This window comes from Microcoleus sp. Pol7_A1 (genome assembly GCF_036701085.1).
GTDB lineage: Bacteria > Cyanobacteriota > Cyanobacteriia > Cyanobacteriales > Microcoleaceae > Microcoleus > Microcoleus asticus.
The window spans coordinates 79,168-94,012 of sequence record NZ_JAUBQD010000007.1 but is presented as its reverse complement, the minus strand read 5'-3'; the positions used below and the strand labels follow the sequence as shown (position 1 = coordinate 94,012).

The window sequence follows — 14,845 nt, the reverse complement described above, 5'->3', positions numbered from 1 at the left end:
CGTCCGCCGATGAACAATAGGAGAATACCATGAAAACCCCAGCAATATTATTAAAACTTTTGCATAACTCGGCTGCCAAACCCAGCCCTAATTTCAACACAACTGCATCCAGAAAGGGCGATGGAGGATTCACGCTTCTAGAAGTGCTCGTGATAGCGTTGATCGTAGGTATATTAAGTTCGATCGCCGCTCCCGGTTGGCTGGCATTCATCAACAGACAAAGAGTTCGCACTGTGAACGATCGAGTCCTCCAAACCTTGCGAACTGCACAAAGCGAAGCCAAGCGAAATAAGCGCGATGTCACGATCGTATTCAATACTAATACAAGCACTCCTCCTGTTGACCCGCCAACAGTTACGATCGCCGGTAATACTCAGCAGTTAAATACTGGAGGCGAAATCAAAGCCAAACAGATTCTACTTTCCACGAAGATAGCGCCTGCAACCTCTGCCAACTCAATCACTTTTGACTACCAGGGTAATCTCGCACCAGGTACAACTCCATTTGTAGTCTCAGTTGCTCCTGTGGACGGCGGTACAAAACAGTGTGTAATTGTTGAAACTCTCCTAGGAGGCATGAGAACTGCTGAAGGAAATGATCCAGCAAATGGTGGGTGTCCATGATAGCTTTAAATACATTTTTTAATCTTAATTTCTAACAGCAATTCCGCATAAGTTCGGCATTGCTAAAATATATTAACTTAAATTATTTTATATTTCAAATCCTATTAAAACAGTCAAAAAATGCAGCTAGAACTAAAACAAATAATCATCCAGCCAGGAAATCAACTATTACTCAAAGACATAACCTGGCAGATGTTTGAAACCCTACTAACAGAATTGGGAGAAAGTCGCGCATCCCGACTTTCATACAGCAAAGGAACCTTAGAAATCATGGTTCCCCTACCCGAACACGAAGTTGGCAAAGAAAATATTGGCGACTTAGTAAAAATTATCCTAGAAGAATTAGACATCGAATTTTTGCCTCTAGGTTCCACCACCTTCAAAAATCAAAAAATGGCTCAAGGAGTAGAACCAGATACCTGTTTCTACATCCAAAACGAAGCCGCAGTCAGAGGCAAAAACCGCATCGACATAGAAACAGACCCACCTCCCGATTTAGCCATAGAAATCGACCTCACATCTCGCACTCAGTTCAATAACTACGAAGCCTTAGGAGTTCCCGAATTGTGGCGCTACAACGGCCGCAACCTGGAAATCAGCGTATTGCAAAATGGAAAATACATACAGTCCGATCGCAGTCTCCAGTTTCCCAACTTCCCCATCACCGAGCTCATCCCCCAGTATTTGCAGCAAAGCAAAACAGCCGGCAGAAACGTCGCGATGAAAGCCTTTCGATCTTGGGTAAAAGCGCAAATTTAGCGATCGGGCGCTCGACTCTCATCCACACCGGGCGATCGAATCAATACCCGCGAATTATCCGATCGGGCGCTCGACTCTCATCCACACCATGCGATCGAATCAATACCCGCGAATTATCCGATCGGGCAATTTATCCGATCGGGCAATTTATCCGATCGGGCGATCGACAAATTTGCTGTAGTGATATCGTTTCCGGTTGCACCAGCGACATGATATAGAGGACACGGCAGTGCCGTTTCCCTACCGCGATTTCCTGACTGCCGTTTCCTTACCCGCATTTAAATTCGCATCAATTTTCAGTAAATGCCGATCTACACAGCCACAAAACCCAAAAGTTAAAATATACCCAGTAAAAAATAGCTCCTCCTAGCTGTTTTTTTGCCAGCTAAATATCAGGGAGTGCATCTACGTGTCCATAAATAAAACGATCAAAGGCAGAGCCACTACACCTGCCGCAGGTTTTACAATGATAGAGCTATTGATAATTATTTTAATCATAGGAATATTTAGTGCGATCGTCGCCCCCTCCTGGCTAATGTTCATCAACAACCAGCGTTTAAAGGCATCGCTCGATCGAGCTTATTCGGCAATGGAACTTGCCCACAGCAACGCCAAACGCGACAAAATTTCATGGCAAGCCAGCTTCAAAGAAGTAGGAGAAAATGTACAAATAGCAGTTCACCCAGCCGACATTCCCCCAGGCCAAGTACCAGCCAGTCAATGGAAAGAGTTAGAACCGCAAATTCAAATAGATACAAAGGAAACAACAGTGCTCCAAGTAAATGAAAACAACGAGCAAAAAGAAAACGGCACAATCCGGCGAGTCATGTTCAACCACCGAGGTTGCCCCGTATCTCGAAGCGACCACGACTGCACCCTAACGAGTATCAGAGCCAAAGGAACCCTAACACTATCTCATCCCAACTTAACAAACAGCCAACGCTGCATCATCATCTCCACTCTCCTAGGACATAAGCGCACCTCCCACAGACAATCAAAACCCAATGAAAACAAAAGATATTGTTACTGAAAGAGCGATCGATTATTTTGGGGTAGGGAAACGGCACTGCCGTGTCCTCCATAGCCTCGTTGTCGATGATTATATGCGATCGCGCCCGATCGATTATTTTGGGTAGGGAAACGGCACTGCCGTGTCCTCCATAGCCTTGTTGTCGATCGTTATATGCGATGTCAATGCATGACGCAGCATACGATATAATCAGCTACTTCTTATTACTCGGTGCAATCTTCTCAATAGAAATCAGCGCCTCCATCACCGACTCCACAATCGGCGCCGCCACCGTACCTCCCGAAGAACCCTCCTTAGGCTCATCAATCACCGCCAGCACCACATACCGAGGAGCCTCCGCTGGCATGATCCCCACAAAGCTAGTAATAATCGCGTCCTTAGAATAACCCCCACCAGAATTAGCTTTTTGAGCCGTCCCCGTTTTCCCAGCTATCCGATACCCGGGAATTTGTGCAGCTTTCCCCGTACCGCCATCAACCACAGTTTCCATCATTTCTAACACCTGCTTAGTAGTTTCAGGCGAAAAAATTTGCTTTGTAGCAGCCCTCGGAAGCTTCCAATAAGCTTCACCTTCCCTATCAAAAAGTCCCTGCACCACGTGAGGAGTCACCAACTTGCCGCCGTTAGCCAAAGCTCCGTTAAGCTGCACCAACTGCATCGGAGTAATCGAAAAACCCTGCCCGAAAGCCGTAGTAGCAACTTCCACCGGAGAGTTAATAAATTGCTCTCGATTTTTAAGCTGGCTGGTTACTTCAAAAGGCAAATCAGTTCCTGCAGTTTGTCCGAGTCCGAGTTTTTCTAAAGCTTGATAGTAAAGAGAAGCTTTCATACTTCTCATTACGTGAACCATCCCCACATTACTAGAATGTTTCAAAATCTCAGTAACAGTGGAAGGGCCGCGCGCGCCTGCTAATTTGTAATCGGAATTTTGGATAGTCCAGCCATCCATGTAAATCCGACCTTCGTCCTTAAACACACTATTAGGTTTCACAGCACCCGCTTCCAGAGCGATCGCCACATTAATTGCTTTAAAAGTCGAACCAGGCTCATAAACATCAGTTACAGCCCAATTTTTATAGCGCGACAAATCGAAATTAAAATATTGATTCGGGTCATAAGAAGGTTCCGCTACCACAGACAGCAATTCCCCGTTACGGGCATCCATCACAATCACCGTGCCCCGCTTGGCTTCGTATTGCTTCATTTTTTCCTTGAGAGCAACTCGGGCCACCCGCTGCAAGCGACTGTCGATCGTCAGTTGCAATTTCAAATCATCAAGCTGCACAAATCCCGCCGTCAGCCGATCGGGAACCCAATTCCCATTGCTCGACCTGCTAAACTGAATCGACGGCATCGATCGTTCCAGCAAATTCTGCTGGCTGTATTCCACCCCGGCTTGTCCCTTCCGTTCCCCGTCCACATAACCGAGGATATCCGCCGCCAACTCCTGCTGCGGGTAAAAACGCTGCTGATGTCGCAGCAACTCCAGGCCATCCACCGGACTGTCTTTAATTTGCATCTGAGCGATGCGATCGGCAACCTCTTGAGCCAGAGAATCCGCAATTGTAATACCGCTTTCACCTAGATTAAACCTGCGCAGCAGTTCAGTTTCCGACGTAGTGCCCGGACTCAGTTCGATCGCCAGCATCGGAGCCAACTTAGCAGCAATTTCCGCCTTCGAGTGGTTGAACAACTTCGGGTGAGCGTAGAGCGTGTATACCTGTCTGTCGATCGCCAAAACATTCCCCGCGCGGTCAACTATCGGGCGTCTCGGCACAAACGGCTTCGTTTTGAGAGTTTGCTGCTGCTCCGCTTGTTTGCGCAGCGCCGGAGCTCGCGTCACCTGCAAATAAAACAAATTCACAGCCAGCCCCAGCCCCCCCAGCATCAACACTGCCCACACAGCCCACAAACGGAACTTCCTGGGTTTTAAACGCTCCACCGGCCGCCCCCAAGATGCAGCCGTCTGTTGTGGCGATCTGGCGAAACTGCCGTTCGCTCTAGGTTTGGCTTGTTTTTCCCACCCTGCGCGATCGCCCGGAGGTTTGGGGCGTTTGAAGTTGGGCGATCTGTAGCGGTCAAAACGAGGGTCGTAGCTCATGGCATTAAAAATTCAATAGCAAGTTAAATCATTTGAGAATTTAGAATTTATTTAGATTTTAGAAGAGAGAATTAAAGACTTGGGAAGGAGCGATCGCTATCAGGGTTTGGAGCAAACCTAGAGTTGCATTCTTGTTTTTGAAGTCGTGTTAATTATTTTTAATTTTTAACTTCCGGTGGGAAAAAGCAAATCGAGCGCAACTTGAAAAAAAGCCAAAAAGGAAATTAGATCTTTAAATTATCGGGCCCTCGGACACTCAGGCCCTCGGGCACTTTCCGCTTTGACACAGGCTTAATAGCCCAGCGGTGTTTCCACACCGGCTCGATTCTTGAGAGCAGGCTCAGAGTTTGGTGCCGCCACAAGGGGCGATCGGGTTTCAGGAGCCGGCTGCAAGAAAATCGTGTCCCCAGGACTCTGCGGAGCCAAACCGGTTTCTGGATTTTGGGCTTCTTTAGCAAGTTGGTGTTTCAAGACTTCGCTAGCAGCACTCAACTGCTGTTCTTGGAGGCGCAGACTTTCCAGTTTTTGATAATCCTGACTCCAGCGCTGCTCGCCGTAAACAGTCAAGCCGTAGAGACTCAGAGCACCGCCCAAAAGCATAACTGCTGCCACTGAGGAGAGGCGCTGTGCCTGCAAGAGCGATCGCAACCACACTGGCTGCTGCTGGCGAGTTGGCAGAACTTTCAGCACCGATGCGGACGGCCGAGCCTGAGCCTGTTCGTCGGCTGGCGAGTAGTTGGGCAATACCGGTCCAGTCTTCGCCCGCCTAGCTTTGGCAATAGAAGTAACTTTGCTTTTGGCTGCGCCAGCAGCGGGCTTGCGGGTCGATCGGGAGCGGGAAGAATCAGGGGATCTGATAGCAGCGGTCATAGAGTTCACCAATACGTAAAGTGGGGTAGCTTCAGCTTGATTGAGGTTAAGAATTTTTTGTCTCGACGATCGCCAGTGGCGGCCATCTGCGTTCGATCGGTTATCCTTACCAAAGATACCTCACAAGCCAACCAACCCATCCTACCACTGGTCTCTTTGACTTCAGGATTTGCAAAAAAAAAAGAAATCTTTGCCGGATAGCGGTAATCTATGTGAAATTTATTAATAAATGCAGTATTGTAATCAACGAGCGAATCGTTGAGCTATTCGTGCCAGCATTGTTTCTCGAGTAAACTATTCCCTTCCTTGCGATGGGTTTTCAATGTTAAGGAGTTTTTATGAACAAGGGATTAATTCGTTTGACTTTGGTAGTGGGCTTGGCAGTAACCCTCGGCGCCTGCGGAGGAGATACCACTAGCCCCACCAGCCCCTCTCCGGGCGCCCCTGGCGGCACTGGCACTACTACTACTCCTCCTGCTTCTTCTCCATCTCCAAAAGCCACTCCTGGGGCTGGTGGAGCTGGGGCTGGTGGAGCTGGGACTGGTGGAACTGCTTCCCCTTCTCCTAAAAAGTCTCCCTAACTAGGGCGATCCGAGAGTCTTGGCCCAACGAGCCTAGCCTGGGAGTGAAAAATGGTTAGCTCCTCGCATTTTTTCATCTCATCGGTCTAGGTCTCAAGTTGGGTGTTAGTTGGAGTCTGATGCTTTTACTAAAGTTCAGTACGTCCCCTTAGTGCCGCAAAGTCCGCTTAGCGCTGGGTTACAAGGGTATTGCCTTTGAAGTTGAAAATTTGACTCCCGGTCTGCTGGTTTGGAAACTCAAGCCTGTAACGGGATGTTTGAGGACAGCGCCAGTGCTGCTGCCTCAACTCAAGGGTCAACCGGAGGCGATCGCAGATTCGATGCAAATTTTGCACTCGATCGAGTCTCGCTTTCCTTCCCCGCCACTGTTGCCCGCAGACGAGAGTAAAGCAAGCTGAGGCTTAGATGATCGAAGACTGGCTCGATGAAAGCATCGGCATTGCTACTCGATTTGTTTACTACGAGTTTCGCGCTGGTACGGGCAAGCAAATCGACCCGTCTGTTTTGAGCCAGTTAGTGATTCAATTGGCGCGCCGCCAGTTCGGCATAAAGCCTGCCTGGGCAAAACTCGCTCCCGTTGCGCCTGAGTTCTGCTTGAGATTGATTGCACCGTGGCGGTCAGGATTGTGTCTATTTGGTAAGAGATTCCTTGAGCGTGGCAGATATTCCTGCTGCCGCCCTGCTGAGTCCTTTAGCTTTGATTCCTCAATACCGAGTTGAGCATCCTTGGCTGTTCGATCGCATTCCCCAAATTCACACACTTTGTGGGGAAACCCAGCCTCCGGGATGTGAAAGTCTACCGATCGGGCGATCGTTCCTGCCTGAAAATTTCACATAAATGATTAGCTGCTCCCCAACACTTACTCTCCTTGACCCTCCGGCAGTCGCAAATCGGCAAGAATATGAAAAATATCCCTTATCACATTGTTTATAACAAGTCAAGGGTCTTTGGGAGAAAATATAAATTTTTCAATTTGTTTTAATATTTCTATACTTAGAAGTTAGCAGTAAAACCCTAGCTGGGCTGCAGGCAAAATCATGGTAATCAGTGGTACGATTAGCGATCAAAAATGTATCGAAATGTAAAGTTCAGCGCCGATCAAGGTCTTGAAAGCCATTTAGTCAAAAGATAGAGGTAAGTAGTTTTATGCCCGCGACCGTCCCCTTTGAACAGATTGACCGGATTGTTTGGAATCAGCACCACGATCCATTTGAAGTGCTAGGCCCGCACGCGATCGAAGAAAATGGCAAAAAAGTCTGGGCCGTCCGAGCTTATCTGCCGAATGCGGATGCGGTATCGGTAGTTTTGCCCGAGGCCAGGGCCGAATACCCGATGAAATCAGAGCATCACCCTCACTTTTTTGAATGTACGATCGAAACCCCAGAACTAGCAAACTATCAACTGCGGGTCAAAGAAGGAGAACACGATCGCTTTATCTACGACCCCTACGCATTTCGATCGCCCAAACTCACAGAATTTGACCTTCACTTATTCTCAGAAGGCAACCACCACCGGATTTACGAAAAACTCGGGGCGCACCTCACCGAAGTAGGCGGCATCAAAGGAGTATATTTTGCCGTTTGGGCTCCGAATGCTCGCAATGTCTCTGTTTTAGGAGATTTCAACTATTGGGACGGCCGCAAACATCAAATGCGGAAATCGCAAAACGGGATCTGGGAATTATTTATTCCGGGACTAGAAGTGGGAACTTCTTACAAATACGAAGTGAAAAACCAAGACGGACATCCCTACGAAAAGTCCGATCCTTACGGTTTCCAGCAAGAAGTGCGACCGAAAACAGCATCAATTGTCACCGACTTAAGCACCTACACTTGGCACGACAGCGCTTGGATCGAACAGCGGCGGCACACGGACCAACTTACCCAGCCGGTTTCGGTTTACGAATGCCACATCGGTTCTTGGCTGCACGCTGCTACTGACGAACCCGCCGTGCTACCCAATGGGGAAATAGCACCCGCCGTGCAGGTTTCGGAACTCAATCCCGGGGCACGCTTTCTGACTTACCGGGAATTAGCCGATCGGCTGATACCCTACGTCAAAGATTTGGGATTCACTCATATCGAAATGCTGCCGATCGCCGAACATCCTTTCGACGGTTCTTGGGGCTATCAAGTCACCGGTTATTTCGCCCCAACTTCCCGCTACGGCAAACCTGAAGATTTCATGTATTTTGTTGACCAGTGCCACGCCAACGGCATTGGCGTACTGGTGGACTGGGTACCGGGACATTTCCCCAAAGACGGGCACGGCTTGGCTTTCTTTGACGGAACTCACTTGTACGAACACGCCGACCCCCGCAAGGGGGAACACAAAGAGTGGGGAACCCTAGTATTTAACTACGGCCGCAACGAAGTGCGGAATTTCCTAGTATCAAACGCTCTGTTCTGGTTTGACAAGTACCACATCGACGGGATTCGCGTAGATGCGGTCGCCTCGATGCTTTATTTGGATTACTGCCGCGAACCCGGAGAATGGTTGACCAACCAGTACGGGGGTAGGGAAAATATCGAGGCCGCAGATTTTCTGCGGCAGGCGAATCACGTCATTTTTAGCTATTTCCCAGGGGCGCTGTCGATCGCCGAAGAATCTACCTCTTGGCCGATGGTATCTTGGCCGACCTATGTAGGCGGTTTGGGCTTCAACCTGAAGTGGAACATGGGTTGGATGCACGATATGCTCGACTATTTCCACATGGACCCGTGGTTCCGCCAGTTCCACCAGAACAACATAACTTTCAGTATGTGGTACAACCACAGCGAGAATTTCATGCTGGCTTTGTCCCACGATGAGGTAGTCCACGGCAAGGCTCACATCATCGGGAAAATGCCAGGGGACGAATGGCAAAAATTTGCAAACGTGCGGTGTTTGTTTACTTTTATGTTTGCTCATCCCGGAAAGAAAACGATCTTTATGGGGATGGAGTTCGGCCAGTGGCACGAGTGGAACGTTTGGGGGGATTTGCAGTGGCAGTTGCTGCAATTCGATCCGCACCAAAAGTTGAAGCTGTTTTTTAAGGATTTGAACAATTTGTACCGCAGCGAAACGGCACTTTACAGTCAAGATTTTGCTGAGGATGGGTTTGAGTGGATTGATTGCACCGACAACCGGCACAGTGTCGTGGCCTTTGTGCGCCGAGAGAAGGATGGCGACGAGTTTGTGGTGACGGTGTGCAACTTTACGCCCCAGCCCCACTCTCACTATCGGGTAGGAGTGCCGGAACAGGGTTTCTATACGGAGTTGTTTAACAGCGACGCGCGGGAGTACGGCGGCAGCAATATGGGGAATTTGGGAGGCAAGTGGACTGATGAGTGGTGGTTCCACAACAGTCCTTATTCGATCGACTTGTGTTTGCCGCCTTTGGGTGTGTTGATTTTAAAGATCGATCGGGCAAAAACGGCGATGCTTAACTCTCAATAGTTTTGAGTTTTGAATGGTGAGAGTTTTGAGTTAACAATCAAAAATTTCTTAATCGTAAAACTTTGAGGGTATTCAGAAACCCGGTTTATCCAATAAACCGGGTTTTTTCTGTTTTGTTGTTGTGGTGAAACAAAGAAGTTCGGCAACGGATTAGCTTGCTTCGGATTTAACGGATGTAATACCAATTCCCAATTATCCATTACCAATTTTTAATTTCGAGTATCGGAAGCGCCAAGATTATAAGGAACTTTAGGCGAATCAACGGTTACTACTTCCGAAATAGATTGTTCTGCCACTACCTCTAACTTTGGCAGTGGTAGATGCTTCATTTCCCAAACTTTCAGCAAAATTAGATATTCATAAAAAGCTTGCAGCGTGCACCAAGCCAATCCCGCTTGGCCGTCAAGAAATCCGCCGAGTAAAATATACATATAGAAAAAGCGCACCACAGGCCGCAAAGGCAAGCGCAAAGAAAAATCTTTCAAAGCGCGGCGCCTTTCCACCTCCGACGCGCCAAACAATAAATCCCACCAATTTACTTGACCGGCTTCTAATTGGCGGAGAGTTTCAGCCGCCTCGTCAGTCGAGTAGCGGTTGTGCTTTTCAATCCAGCGAGAAAGACCTTTGCTGCAAGTATAGTGAGGGTAGGTTTCCTTCAAAAAGTGAGTAGGCCCGTTGCAGACTTCCCGTTCAGTATGACCGTAGTCAGTAAACCACACTCGGTCTTTGCGAAACAGGCGCATTTGATAGCGGGGATATTGAGTGCTGCGGCGAATCCAGCGCTCCATAAATATTACTTTTTCAGCTACGTAATAGCCGATATATTCTTGACTTTCGATCGCCTTTAAGCATTCAGCAAACAGTGCAGGCGTCATCCGCTCGTCAGCTTCGAGGATGTAAACCCATTCGTATTTGCACGGGACTTCTTGGAGCATCCAAGTCCGCTGGCGTCCGTGAGTTTCAAAGCGGTGCTGCACTGTTTGCACGGCATAGTTCTGAACAATTTCAAGGGTGCGATCGGTGCTGAAAGAATCAACTACAATGATATCGTCACAAAGCAGCGCCGATTCAATGCAAGCGGCGATATCAATCTCTTCGTTGTAAGTCAGAATATAAATTGAGAACATTCCCAGCTTTCAGTAATGGCAAACTATTGGGTAAACAAACTATTTCTCAGGGATGTCTCGACCAGCGCGATCCCTGCCAGCGCCGGTCAAATTTTGCGGCGGCCGAACCGCAGAATTCCCATACTTCTCAATCCCGTCCAACCAACAGTAATGTAGCCGATCGCTAACAACAAACTGCTGATTCCCGTCTGCAAACTCGAATTTCTCGATCGAGTTCTTAATTCTTTCTCTTTTTGTTGCTTGCGGGTGCGAATCTCGTTGCGAGCTTGAGCGGGCAGTTCTTGAGCTTGCTGTTCCAGGAAGTTGTCGAGGGCTTTCGGGTCATTTTTGGAATTCCGAAGCACAGCTTTCAATTCCTGGGGAACATCTGAGCTTTGGAGGGCTTGTTGCAGCTTCCCGTCGTCTTGCAGCAGCGCGGCTATCTGGGTGCGCCGCTGGCTTTTGAGCTGTTCTACCTGAGCTTTAAACTGATCGCTTTTAATTTGCGCCTCAAGTTGACCTTCCGCTTGTCCCGCTTCTCTATCGACTTGAGCCAGAGCATCTTTGAGTTCCAAACGAGTATTGTTGAGGTGAACGGGAACCACAAATAGGTAAACTATACCTAACAAGCTGGAAATCAACAGCGCCCAGAATCGCAAGTCCAGCCAAACCTTGCGTCGCTCAATAGAGACTCCGCTGCTGCTGTCAACCCAAAAGCCAGTCATCAGCAGGGCGATACCCATCAAAGGAATAATGCCCCTGTCAACTATCTGAGTTGCTGCGGCCAACTGCCAGGCTCGATTGAGAAGGTCCGAAGTTTCTCCCGGCAGCGACAGAACAATGCAGTCAAGCAAAGCAGAGAGAATCAAGATAATCCCGACTACTTTTAGAGTTCGAGCAGCTACTGAAGAAAATTGACGGCTATTACTTGCTTTCATAATTCCTGTGAGATAATTCTACACCGTTAGATTCAAGGGGGTAGTTGAGTGGATTGTGTTGAACGAGTTAAGCTATTTTCCACCAAAATAGGTGCTTCGGGTACCCACCTCGACTTTCCTCTGGGTTTTTACAGGCTGCGGTTGCGACCGCAAAGGGTCGAGTTTCTGCACAGGTATGCAGAGTTGGGCACAGGAGGCGGCACGCTTCTGAGGTGGCTGTAAAGCTTGGTCAAGATAGCGCCCAGAAACTGCTGCAAGCAACTGCTGGCTTCTTTTATAGTCTGACGAATGCAGCGTAAAGATGAGCTCTGCACGCTTGGGTTCCAGCTTTTAACTAGCTTTCGCTCGCGCGGCGGTGTCAGAAATAATAGACACAGCAGGAGCGCGTTTCGTAGGGTTTCACCCCCTAGGGCTCCCACTACCCGATCGCCTGCGAGAGGCAGTGGAACTAAATCCCCTGTCTTATACTAATTGATATAAGAGAGGGGTGGAATAAATAATTGTTTCCCAACCTTTTTAACCTACAATTACCAGCAGCACGATACGGCTGTCACAGATACACGAGTACGTGTTTTTTCCTTTTTCCTTCTGTTTAGCCACTCGCGAAGCCGAAGGCACTTTTTCCTTTTTCCTTCTTGCTTAAAAGTCACTAATTACTAATTGCAAATTACTAATCGCCAACTACTATTTTTTGGCAGCTTTAGTGATTAATTGTTCAATATGAAAAGTGAAAATAGCACATTTTTTGGTATGATAATTGAGGGCTGTTCAACTTTGCTGGTAATGAATGCAATGATTTCTGGTGTTTACAGGTTGAGAGAACTTGAAAGATCGATCGCATCCGATCCGGACAACTGGCGTCCGATGGTGTTTACTAACGGGTGCTTCGATATCCTACACGCTGGCCACGTCCGCTATTTGCAGGCGGCAAAAAATTTGGGGCGATCGCTCGTGGTGGGCTTGAATAGCGACGCCAGCGTGCAAGCTATCAAACCGCAGGAGCAGGGATTGCCACCTCGCCCGATCGTACCGGAAAATCAGCGAGCCGAAGTTTTGGCCGCCCTCAAACCAGTAGATGCCGTAGTAATTTTTTCCGAGATTACAGCAACTAAACTGATAAATATCCTGAAGCCTGATATATACGTTAAAGGAGGCGACTATCAACTCGAAACTCTGCCGGAAGCACCGGCTGTTATCGCTGGAGGCGGTAAGATTTCCTTAATCAAAATAGAAGTTCCGAGTTCTACCAGTGCGATCGTGAAACGCATTTTGCAATTAGGTACTTAACCATCGATCGCAAACAGCAAACAATGAGCTAAACTCAGAAATTGCCCCATCAAGAAATACTAAAGTGCGATCGTTCGTACAACTTCATCCCAATTGCTAAGCAGGAGATAATTTTAATGGAACTCACAAGCAATAACACGATCGCGGAAATCCTAGAAAGACACAAATCAGAGCTACTAGCAGACTGGCTCAAAGAACTGCAAAATACCGGCCTGCGGCGGGACGACTTGATGAGAGCCAAAGAATTGCGCTCCGAGTGTCAAGAGTTCCTGCAATTGCTCCACATTGCAGTGGGGCACGGTAACTTGAGCGACATCCAGACACCCGAATGGGAAAATATGCGGCTGCTGCTAGCAGAAGTTTCGCGGTCGCGCGTTCAGAGAGGCTTTACTCCCTCAGAGATAGCAAGTTTCATTTTATGCTTCAAAAAGCCATTGTTCGATCGGCTTTGTCGCGAACTCACACAAAACCGCGACGCACTTGTCGAACAACTTTGGCTTTCCACCAGTTTATTAGACCAGCTCGGCCTGTGGGTGACAGAAATCTTTCTCAAAGCTCGCGAAGAAGTCATCGAACGCCAGCAGCAAGAAATGCTCGAATTGTCAACACCCGTAGTCAAACTTTGGCAAGGAATTCTCGCATTACCCATGATCGGAACTCTCGACAGCGCCCGCACTCAAATAGTCATGGAAACCCTGTTGCAGGAAATCATGGAAACCGGCTCAGAATTTGCGATTTTAGACATTACAGGCGTGCCTACTGTTGACACTTTAGTTGCTCAACATTTATTAAAAACTGTCGCCGCCGCCCGTTTAATGGGTACTGAGTGCATCATCAGCGGCATTCGCCCGCAAATAGCTCAAACCATAGTTCATTTGGGAGTTGACTTGCAGGATATTCTGACAAAAGCGACTTTAGCAGATGCCTTTAAAGTCGCTTTGCAGCGCCAAGGTTTAACTATAAAAAATATTCAAGAGGAAAGATAAAAAATATTGTCTAGGGGCATAAATTTTTAATTCAAAGCTCAAATATAGGTAAATTATGGAACGAATACCGATTTTACAAATGGGAGAATTTCTGCTAGTAACAATTCAAGTAGATATGCACGACCGCTTAGCAATGACTTTGCAAGACGACCTGACAAACCGCATCGTCAAAACAGGAGTTAAAGGTGTTTTAATAGAAATCTCTTCCCTAGAAATAGTAGATTCTTTTATCGGTCGCATCATCAACAATATCGCTAGTATGTCGCGAATTTTAGATGCTGAAACAGTTGTGGTCGGGATGCAGCCAGCCGTTGCGATTACCCTCGTTGAATTGGGTCTTTCCCTGACAGGAGTTCGCACAGCTTTAAGCGTTGAAAAGGGCATGATTTTGTTGAGAAAATCCTTGGCTTTGTCTCCTGACTAGAAAGCGCAAGCAGTCGATAAATTGTCCCATGACTTAGGCATATGCAGTAATGAAATCTGGTTTGTTTGTAGATACATGGTTGACAAACTTAAGATTTCTAAGGAGAAACTAAGTTGATGAGCGTAAGTCCTATGTTTTGTGGAGAAGTTCTATTTTGGTACAGTAGCCGCCATGTCAAAACGTGAGACACTAGAAATCCGATCGTCATCCGATATAGTCCACGTCCGACAGCAAGTGCGAGCTTGGGCGATAGCGATGGGATTCGGTTTAGTAGACCAAACAAAAATCGTTACCGCAGCCAGCGAACTCGCCCGCAATACTGTAGACTACGGTAAAGGGGGAACTGTAACTCTCGAAACGCTCCAATTAGGTACCCGCAAAGGGCTGCGGCTGACATTTGAAGACAAGGGCCCGGGAATTCCAGACCTAGAATTGGCAATGACTGACGGTTATACTTCTAATCAGGGTTTGGGTTTGGGGCTCAGTGGTTCTAAGCGGTTGATGCACGAATTTGAGATTGTTTCCAAAGTGGGTAAGGGGACTAAAATTGTGATCGTCCGCTGGCGGTGAGGAAGATTGGGGGAGAGAGGGGGAGATTGGGCTAGAAGCCCGGTTTCTACAAGTTTTGCGTTTGGTGAGGAAAAATCTAGGAAGAAACTGGGTTCGTAAGGTCGCTAATGACTGCTGAATACTGACGCAGG

The 14,845-nt window shown here is 47.8% G+C and carries 18 protein-coding genes; 13 read left to right on the top strand and 5 right to left on the bottom strand.

From position 1 onward, the window contains the following. The first annotated feature begins 29 nt into the window (after positions 1 to 29). From QUA20_RS06865 to QUA20_RS06845, 5 genes are all read left to right on the top strand, one after another. The gene (locus tag QUA20_RS06865) at positions 30 to 623 is read left to right on the top strand and encodes a GspH/FimT family pseudopilin (protein ID WP_333186859.1); all 594 of its coding nucleotides are present in this window, start codon (positions 30 to 32) and stop codon (positions 621 to 623) included. A 120-nt stretch (positions 624 to 743) separates the two neighbouring features. Next, a complete protein-coding gene (locus QUA20_RS06860; RefSeq protein WP_333186856.1) occupies positions 744 to 1,382 on the top strand; it encodes a Uma2 family endonuclease in 639 nt (212 codons plus the stop codon). Further along, positions 1,361 to 1,600, top strand: coding sequence for a hypothetical protein (locus QUA20_RS06855; protein ID WP_333186854.1), 240 nt, complete (start codon positions 1,361 to 1,363; stop codon positions 1,598 to 1,600). Before QUA20_RS06860 ends, QUA20_RS06855 begins: the two co-directional genes overlap by 22 nt. 191 nt (positions 1,601 to 1,791) lie before the next feature. Continuing rightward, complete coding sequence (locus QUA20_RS06850; protein ID WP_333186853.1) at positions 1,792 to 2,412, top strand: prepilin-type N-terminal cleavage/methylation domain-containing protein; 621 nt, start codon at positions 1,792 to 1,794, stop codon at positions 2,410 to 2,412. After that, complete coding sequence (locus QUA20_RS06845; protein WP_333186850.1) at positions 2,387 to 2,518, top strand: hypothetical protein; 132 nt, start codon at positions 2,387 to 2,389, stop codon at positions 2,516 to 2,518. The genes QUA20_RS06850 and QUA20_RS06845 overlap by 26 nt, the downstream gene beginning before the upstream one ends. Before the next feature lie 87 nt (positions 2,519 to 2,605). Here QUA20_RS06845 and QUA20_RS06840 read toward each other — a convergent pair whose 3' ends face one another. After that, on the bottom strand, positions 2,606 to 4,513 hold the full coding sequence (locus QUA20_RS06840) for a penicillin-binding protein 2 (RefSeq protein WP_333186847.1): 1,908 nt from the start codon (positions 4,511 to 4,513) through the stop codon (positions 2,606 to 2,608). A gap of 291 nt (positions 4,514 to 4,804) precedes the next feature. Then, positions 4,805 to 5,383, bottom strand: coding sequence for a hypothetical protein (locus QUA20_RS06835; RefSeq protein ID WP_333186844.1), 579 nt, complete (start codon positions 5,381 to 5,383; stop codon positions 4,805 to 4,807). Positions 5,384 to 5,721: 338 nt separating this feature from the next. Between QUA20_RS06835 and QUA20_RS06830 the strand changes: the two genes are divergently transcribed. The 4 genes from QUA20_RS06830 to glgB all read left to right on the top strand — a co-directional run bounded on the left by QUA20_RS06830 (position 5,722) and on the right by glgB (position 9,403). Then, positions 5,722 to 5,964: a serine protease gene (locus tag QUA20_RS06830; protein ID WP_333186841.1), complete on the top strand. Its 243-nt coding sequence runs from the start codon at positions 5,722 to 5,724 to the stop codon at positions 5,962 to 5,964. 209 nt (positions 5,965 to 6,173) lie between these two features. Next, positions 6,174 to 6,362 (top strand): hypothetical protein, encoded by a 189-nt coding sequence (locus QUA20_RS06825; RefSeq protein WP_333186837.1) that lies wholly within the window; start codon positions 6,174 to 6,176, stop codon positions 6,360 to 6,362. Between the two features lie 257 nt (positions 6,363 to 6,619). After that, on the top strand, positions 6,620 to 6,802 hold the full coding sequence (locus QUA20_RS06820; protein WP_333186835.1) for a hypothetical protein: 183 nt from the start codon (positions 6,620 to 6,622) through the stop codon (positions 6,800 to 6,802). Positions 6,803 to 7,111: 309 nt separating this feature from the next. Next, positions 7,112 to 9,403: a 1,4-alpha-glucan branching enzyme gene (gene glgB / locus QUA20_RS06815; protein ID WP_333186832.1), complete on the top strand. Its 2,292-nt coding sequence runs from the start codon at positions 7,112 to 7,114 to the stop codon at positions 9,401 to 9,403. 209 nt (positions 9,404 to 9,612) lie between these two features. Here glgB and QUA20_RS06810 read toward each other — a convergent pair whose 3' ends face one another. The 3 genes from QUA20_RS06810 to QUA20_RS06800 form a co-directional block, all read right to left on the bottom strand. Further along, positions 9,613 to 10,530 (bottom strand): glycosyltransferase family 2 protein, encoded by a 918-nt coding sequence (locus QUA20_RS06810; protein WP_333186829.1) that lies wholly within the window; start codon positions 10,528 to 10,530, stop codon positions 9,613 to 9,615. 86 nt (positions 10,531 to 10,616) lie between these two features. Then, positions 10,617 to 11,447 (bottom strand): hormogonium polysaccharide biosynthesis protein HpsJ, encoded by an 831-nt coding sequence (gene hpsJ-B / locus QUA20_RS06805; protein ID WP_333186826.1) that lies wholly within the window; start codon positions 11,445 to 11,447, stop codon positions 10,617 to 10,619. A 128-nt stretch (positions 11,448 to 11,575) separates the two neighbouring features. After that, a complete protein-coding gene (locus QUA20_RS06800; RefSeq protein ID WP_333186824.1) occupies positions 11,576 to 11,761 on the bottom strand; it encodes a hypothetical protein in 186 nt (61 codons plus the stop codon). 478 nt (positions 11,762 to 12,239) lie between these two features. Here QUA20_RS06800 and rfaE2 point away from each other — a divergent pair, with 478 nt between their 5' ends. From rfaE2 to QUA20_RS06780, 4 genes are all read left to right on the top strand, one after another. Next, the gene (gene rfaE2 / locus QUA20_RS06795; protein WP_172185341.1) at positions 12,240 to 12,734 is read left to right on the top strand and encodes a D-glycero-beta-D-manno-heptose 1-phosphate adenylyltransferase; all 495 of its coding nucleotides are present in this window, start codon (positions 12,240 to 12,242) and stop codon (positions 12,732 to 12,734) included. Positions 12,735 to 12,850: 116 nt separating this feature from the next. Then, entirely contained in the window at positions 12,851 to 13,720 is an 870-nt protein-coding gene (locus QUA20_RS06790; RefSeq protein ID WP_333186822.1) for an STAS domain-containing protein, read from the top strand. 55 nt (positions 13,721 to 13,775) lie between these two features. Beyond that, the gene (locus QUA20_RS06785; protein WP_333186819.1) at positions 13,776 to 14,144 is read left to right on the top strand and encodes an STAS domain-containing protein; all 369 of its coding nucleotides are present in this window, start codon (positions 13,776 to 13,778) and stop codon (positions 14,142 to 14,144) included. A 171-nt stretch (positions 14,145 to 14,315) separates the two neighbouring features. Next, positions 14,316 to 14,714, top strand: a complete 399-nt coding sequence (locus tag QUA20_RS06780) for an anti-sigma regulatory factor (RefSeq protein ID WP_172185305.1) — start codon at positions 14,316 to 14,318, stop codon at positions 14,712 to 14,714. Positions 14,715 to 14,845 lie beyond the last annotated feature (131 nt).

What these genes read in the sequence shown, in the direction of transcription:
- QUA20_RS06780 (WP_172185305.1), top strand. Translation starts at nt 14,316, where the DNA reads ATGTCAAAACGTGAGACACTAGAAATCCGATCGTCATCCGATATAGTC.
- QUA20_RS06810 (WP_333186829.1), bottom strand. Translation starts at nt 10,530, where the DNA reads ATGTTCTCAATTTATATTCTGACTTACAACGAAGAGATTGATATCGCC.
- rfaE2 (WP_172185341.1), top strand. Translation starts at nt 12,240, where the DNA reads ATGATTTCTGGTGTTTACAGGTTGAGAGAACTTGAAAGATCGATCGCA.
- QUA20_RS06830 (WP_333186841.1), top strand. Translation starts at nt 5,722, where the DNA reads ATGAACAAGGGATTAATTCGTTTGACTTTGGTAGTGGGCTTGGCAGTA.
- QUA20_RS06840 (WP_333186847.1), bottom strand. Translation starts at nt 4,513, where the DNA reads ATGAGCTACGACCCTCGTTTTGACCGCTACAGATCGCCCAACTTCAAA.
- QUA20_RS06785 (WP_333186819.1), top strand. Translation starts at nt 13,776, where the DNA reads ATGGAACGAATACCGATTTTACAAATGGGAGAATTTCTGCTAGTAACA.
- glgB (WP_333186832.1), top strand. Translation starts at nt 7,112, where the DNA reads ATGCCCGCGACCGTCCCCTTTGAACAGATTGACCGGATTGTTTGGAAT.
- QUA20_RS06845 (WP_333186850.1), top strand. Translation starts at nt 2,387, where the DNA reads ATGAAAACAAAAGATATTGTTACTGAAAGAGCGATCGATTATTTTGGG.
- QUA20_RS06835 (WP_333186844.1), bottom strand. Translation starts at nt 5,383, where the DNA reads ATGACCGCTGCTATCAGATCCCCTGATTCTTCCCGCTCCCGATCGACC.
- hpsJ-B (WP_333186826.1), bottom strand. Translation starts at nt 11,447, where the DNA reads ATGAAAGCAAGTAATAGCCGTCAATTTTCTTCAGTAGCTGCTCGAACT.
- QUA20_RS06860 (WP_333186856.1), top strand. Translation starts at nt 744, where the DNA reads ATGCAGCTAGAACTAAAACAAATAATCATCCAGCCAGGAAATCAACTA.
- QUA20_RS06865 (WP_333186859.1), top strand. Translation starts at nt 30, where the DNA reads ATGAAAACCCCAGCAATATTATTAAAACTTTTGCATAACTCGGCTGCC.
- QUA20_RS06790 (WP_333186822.1), top strand. Translation starts at nt 12,851, where the DNA reads ATGGAACTCACAAGCAATAACACGATCGCGGAAATCCTAGAAAGACAC.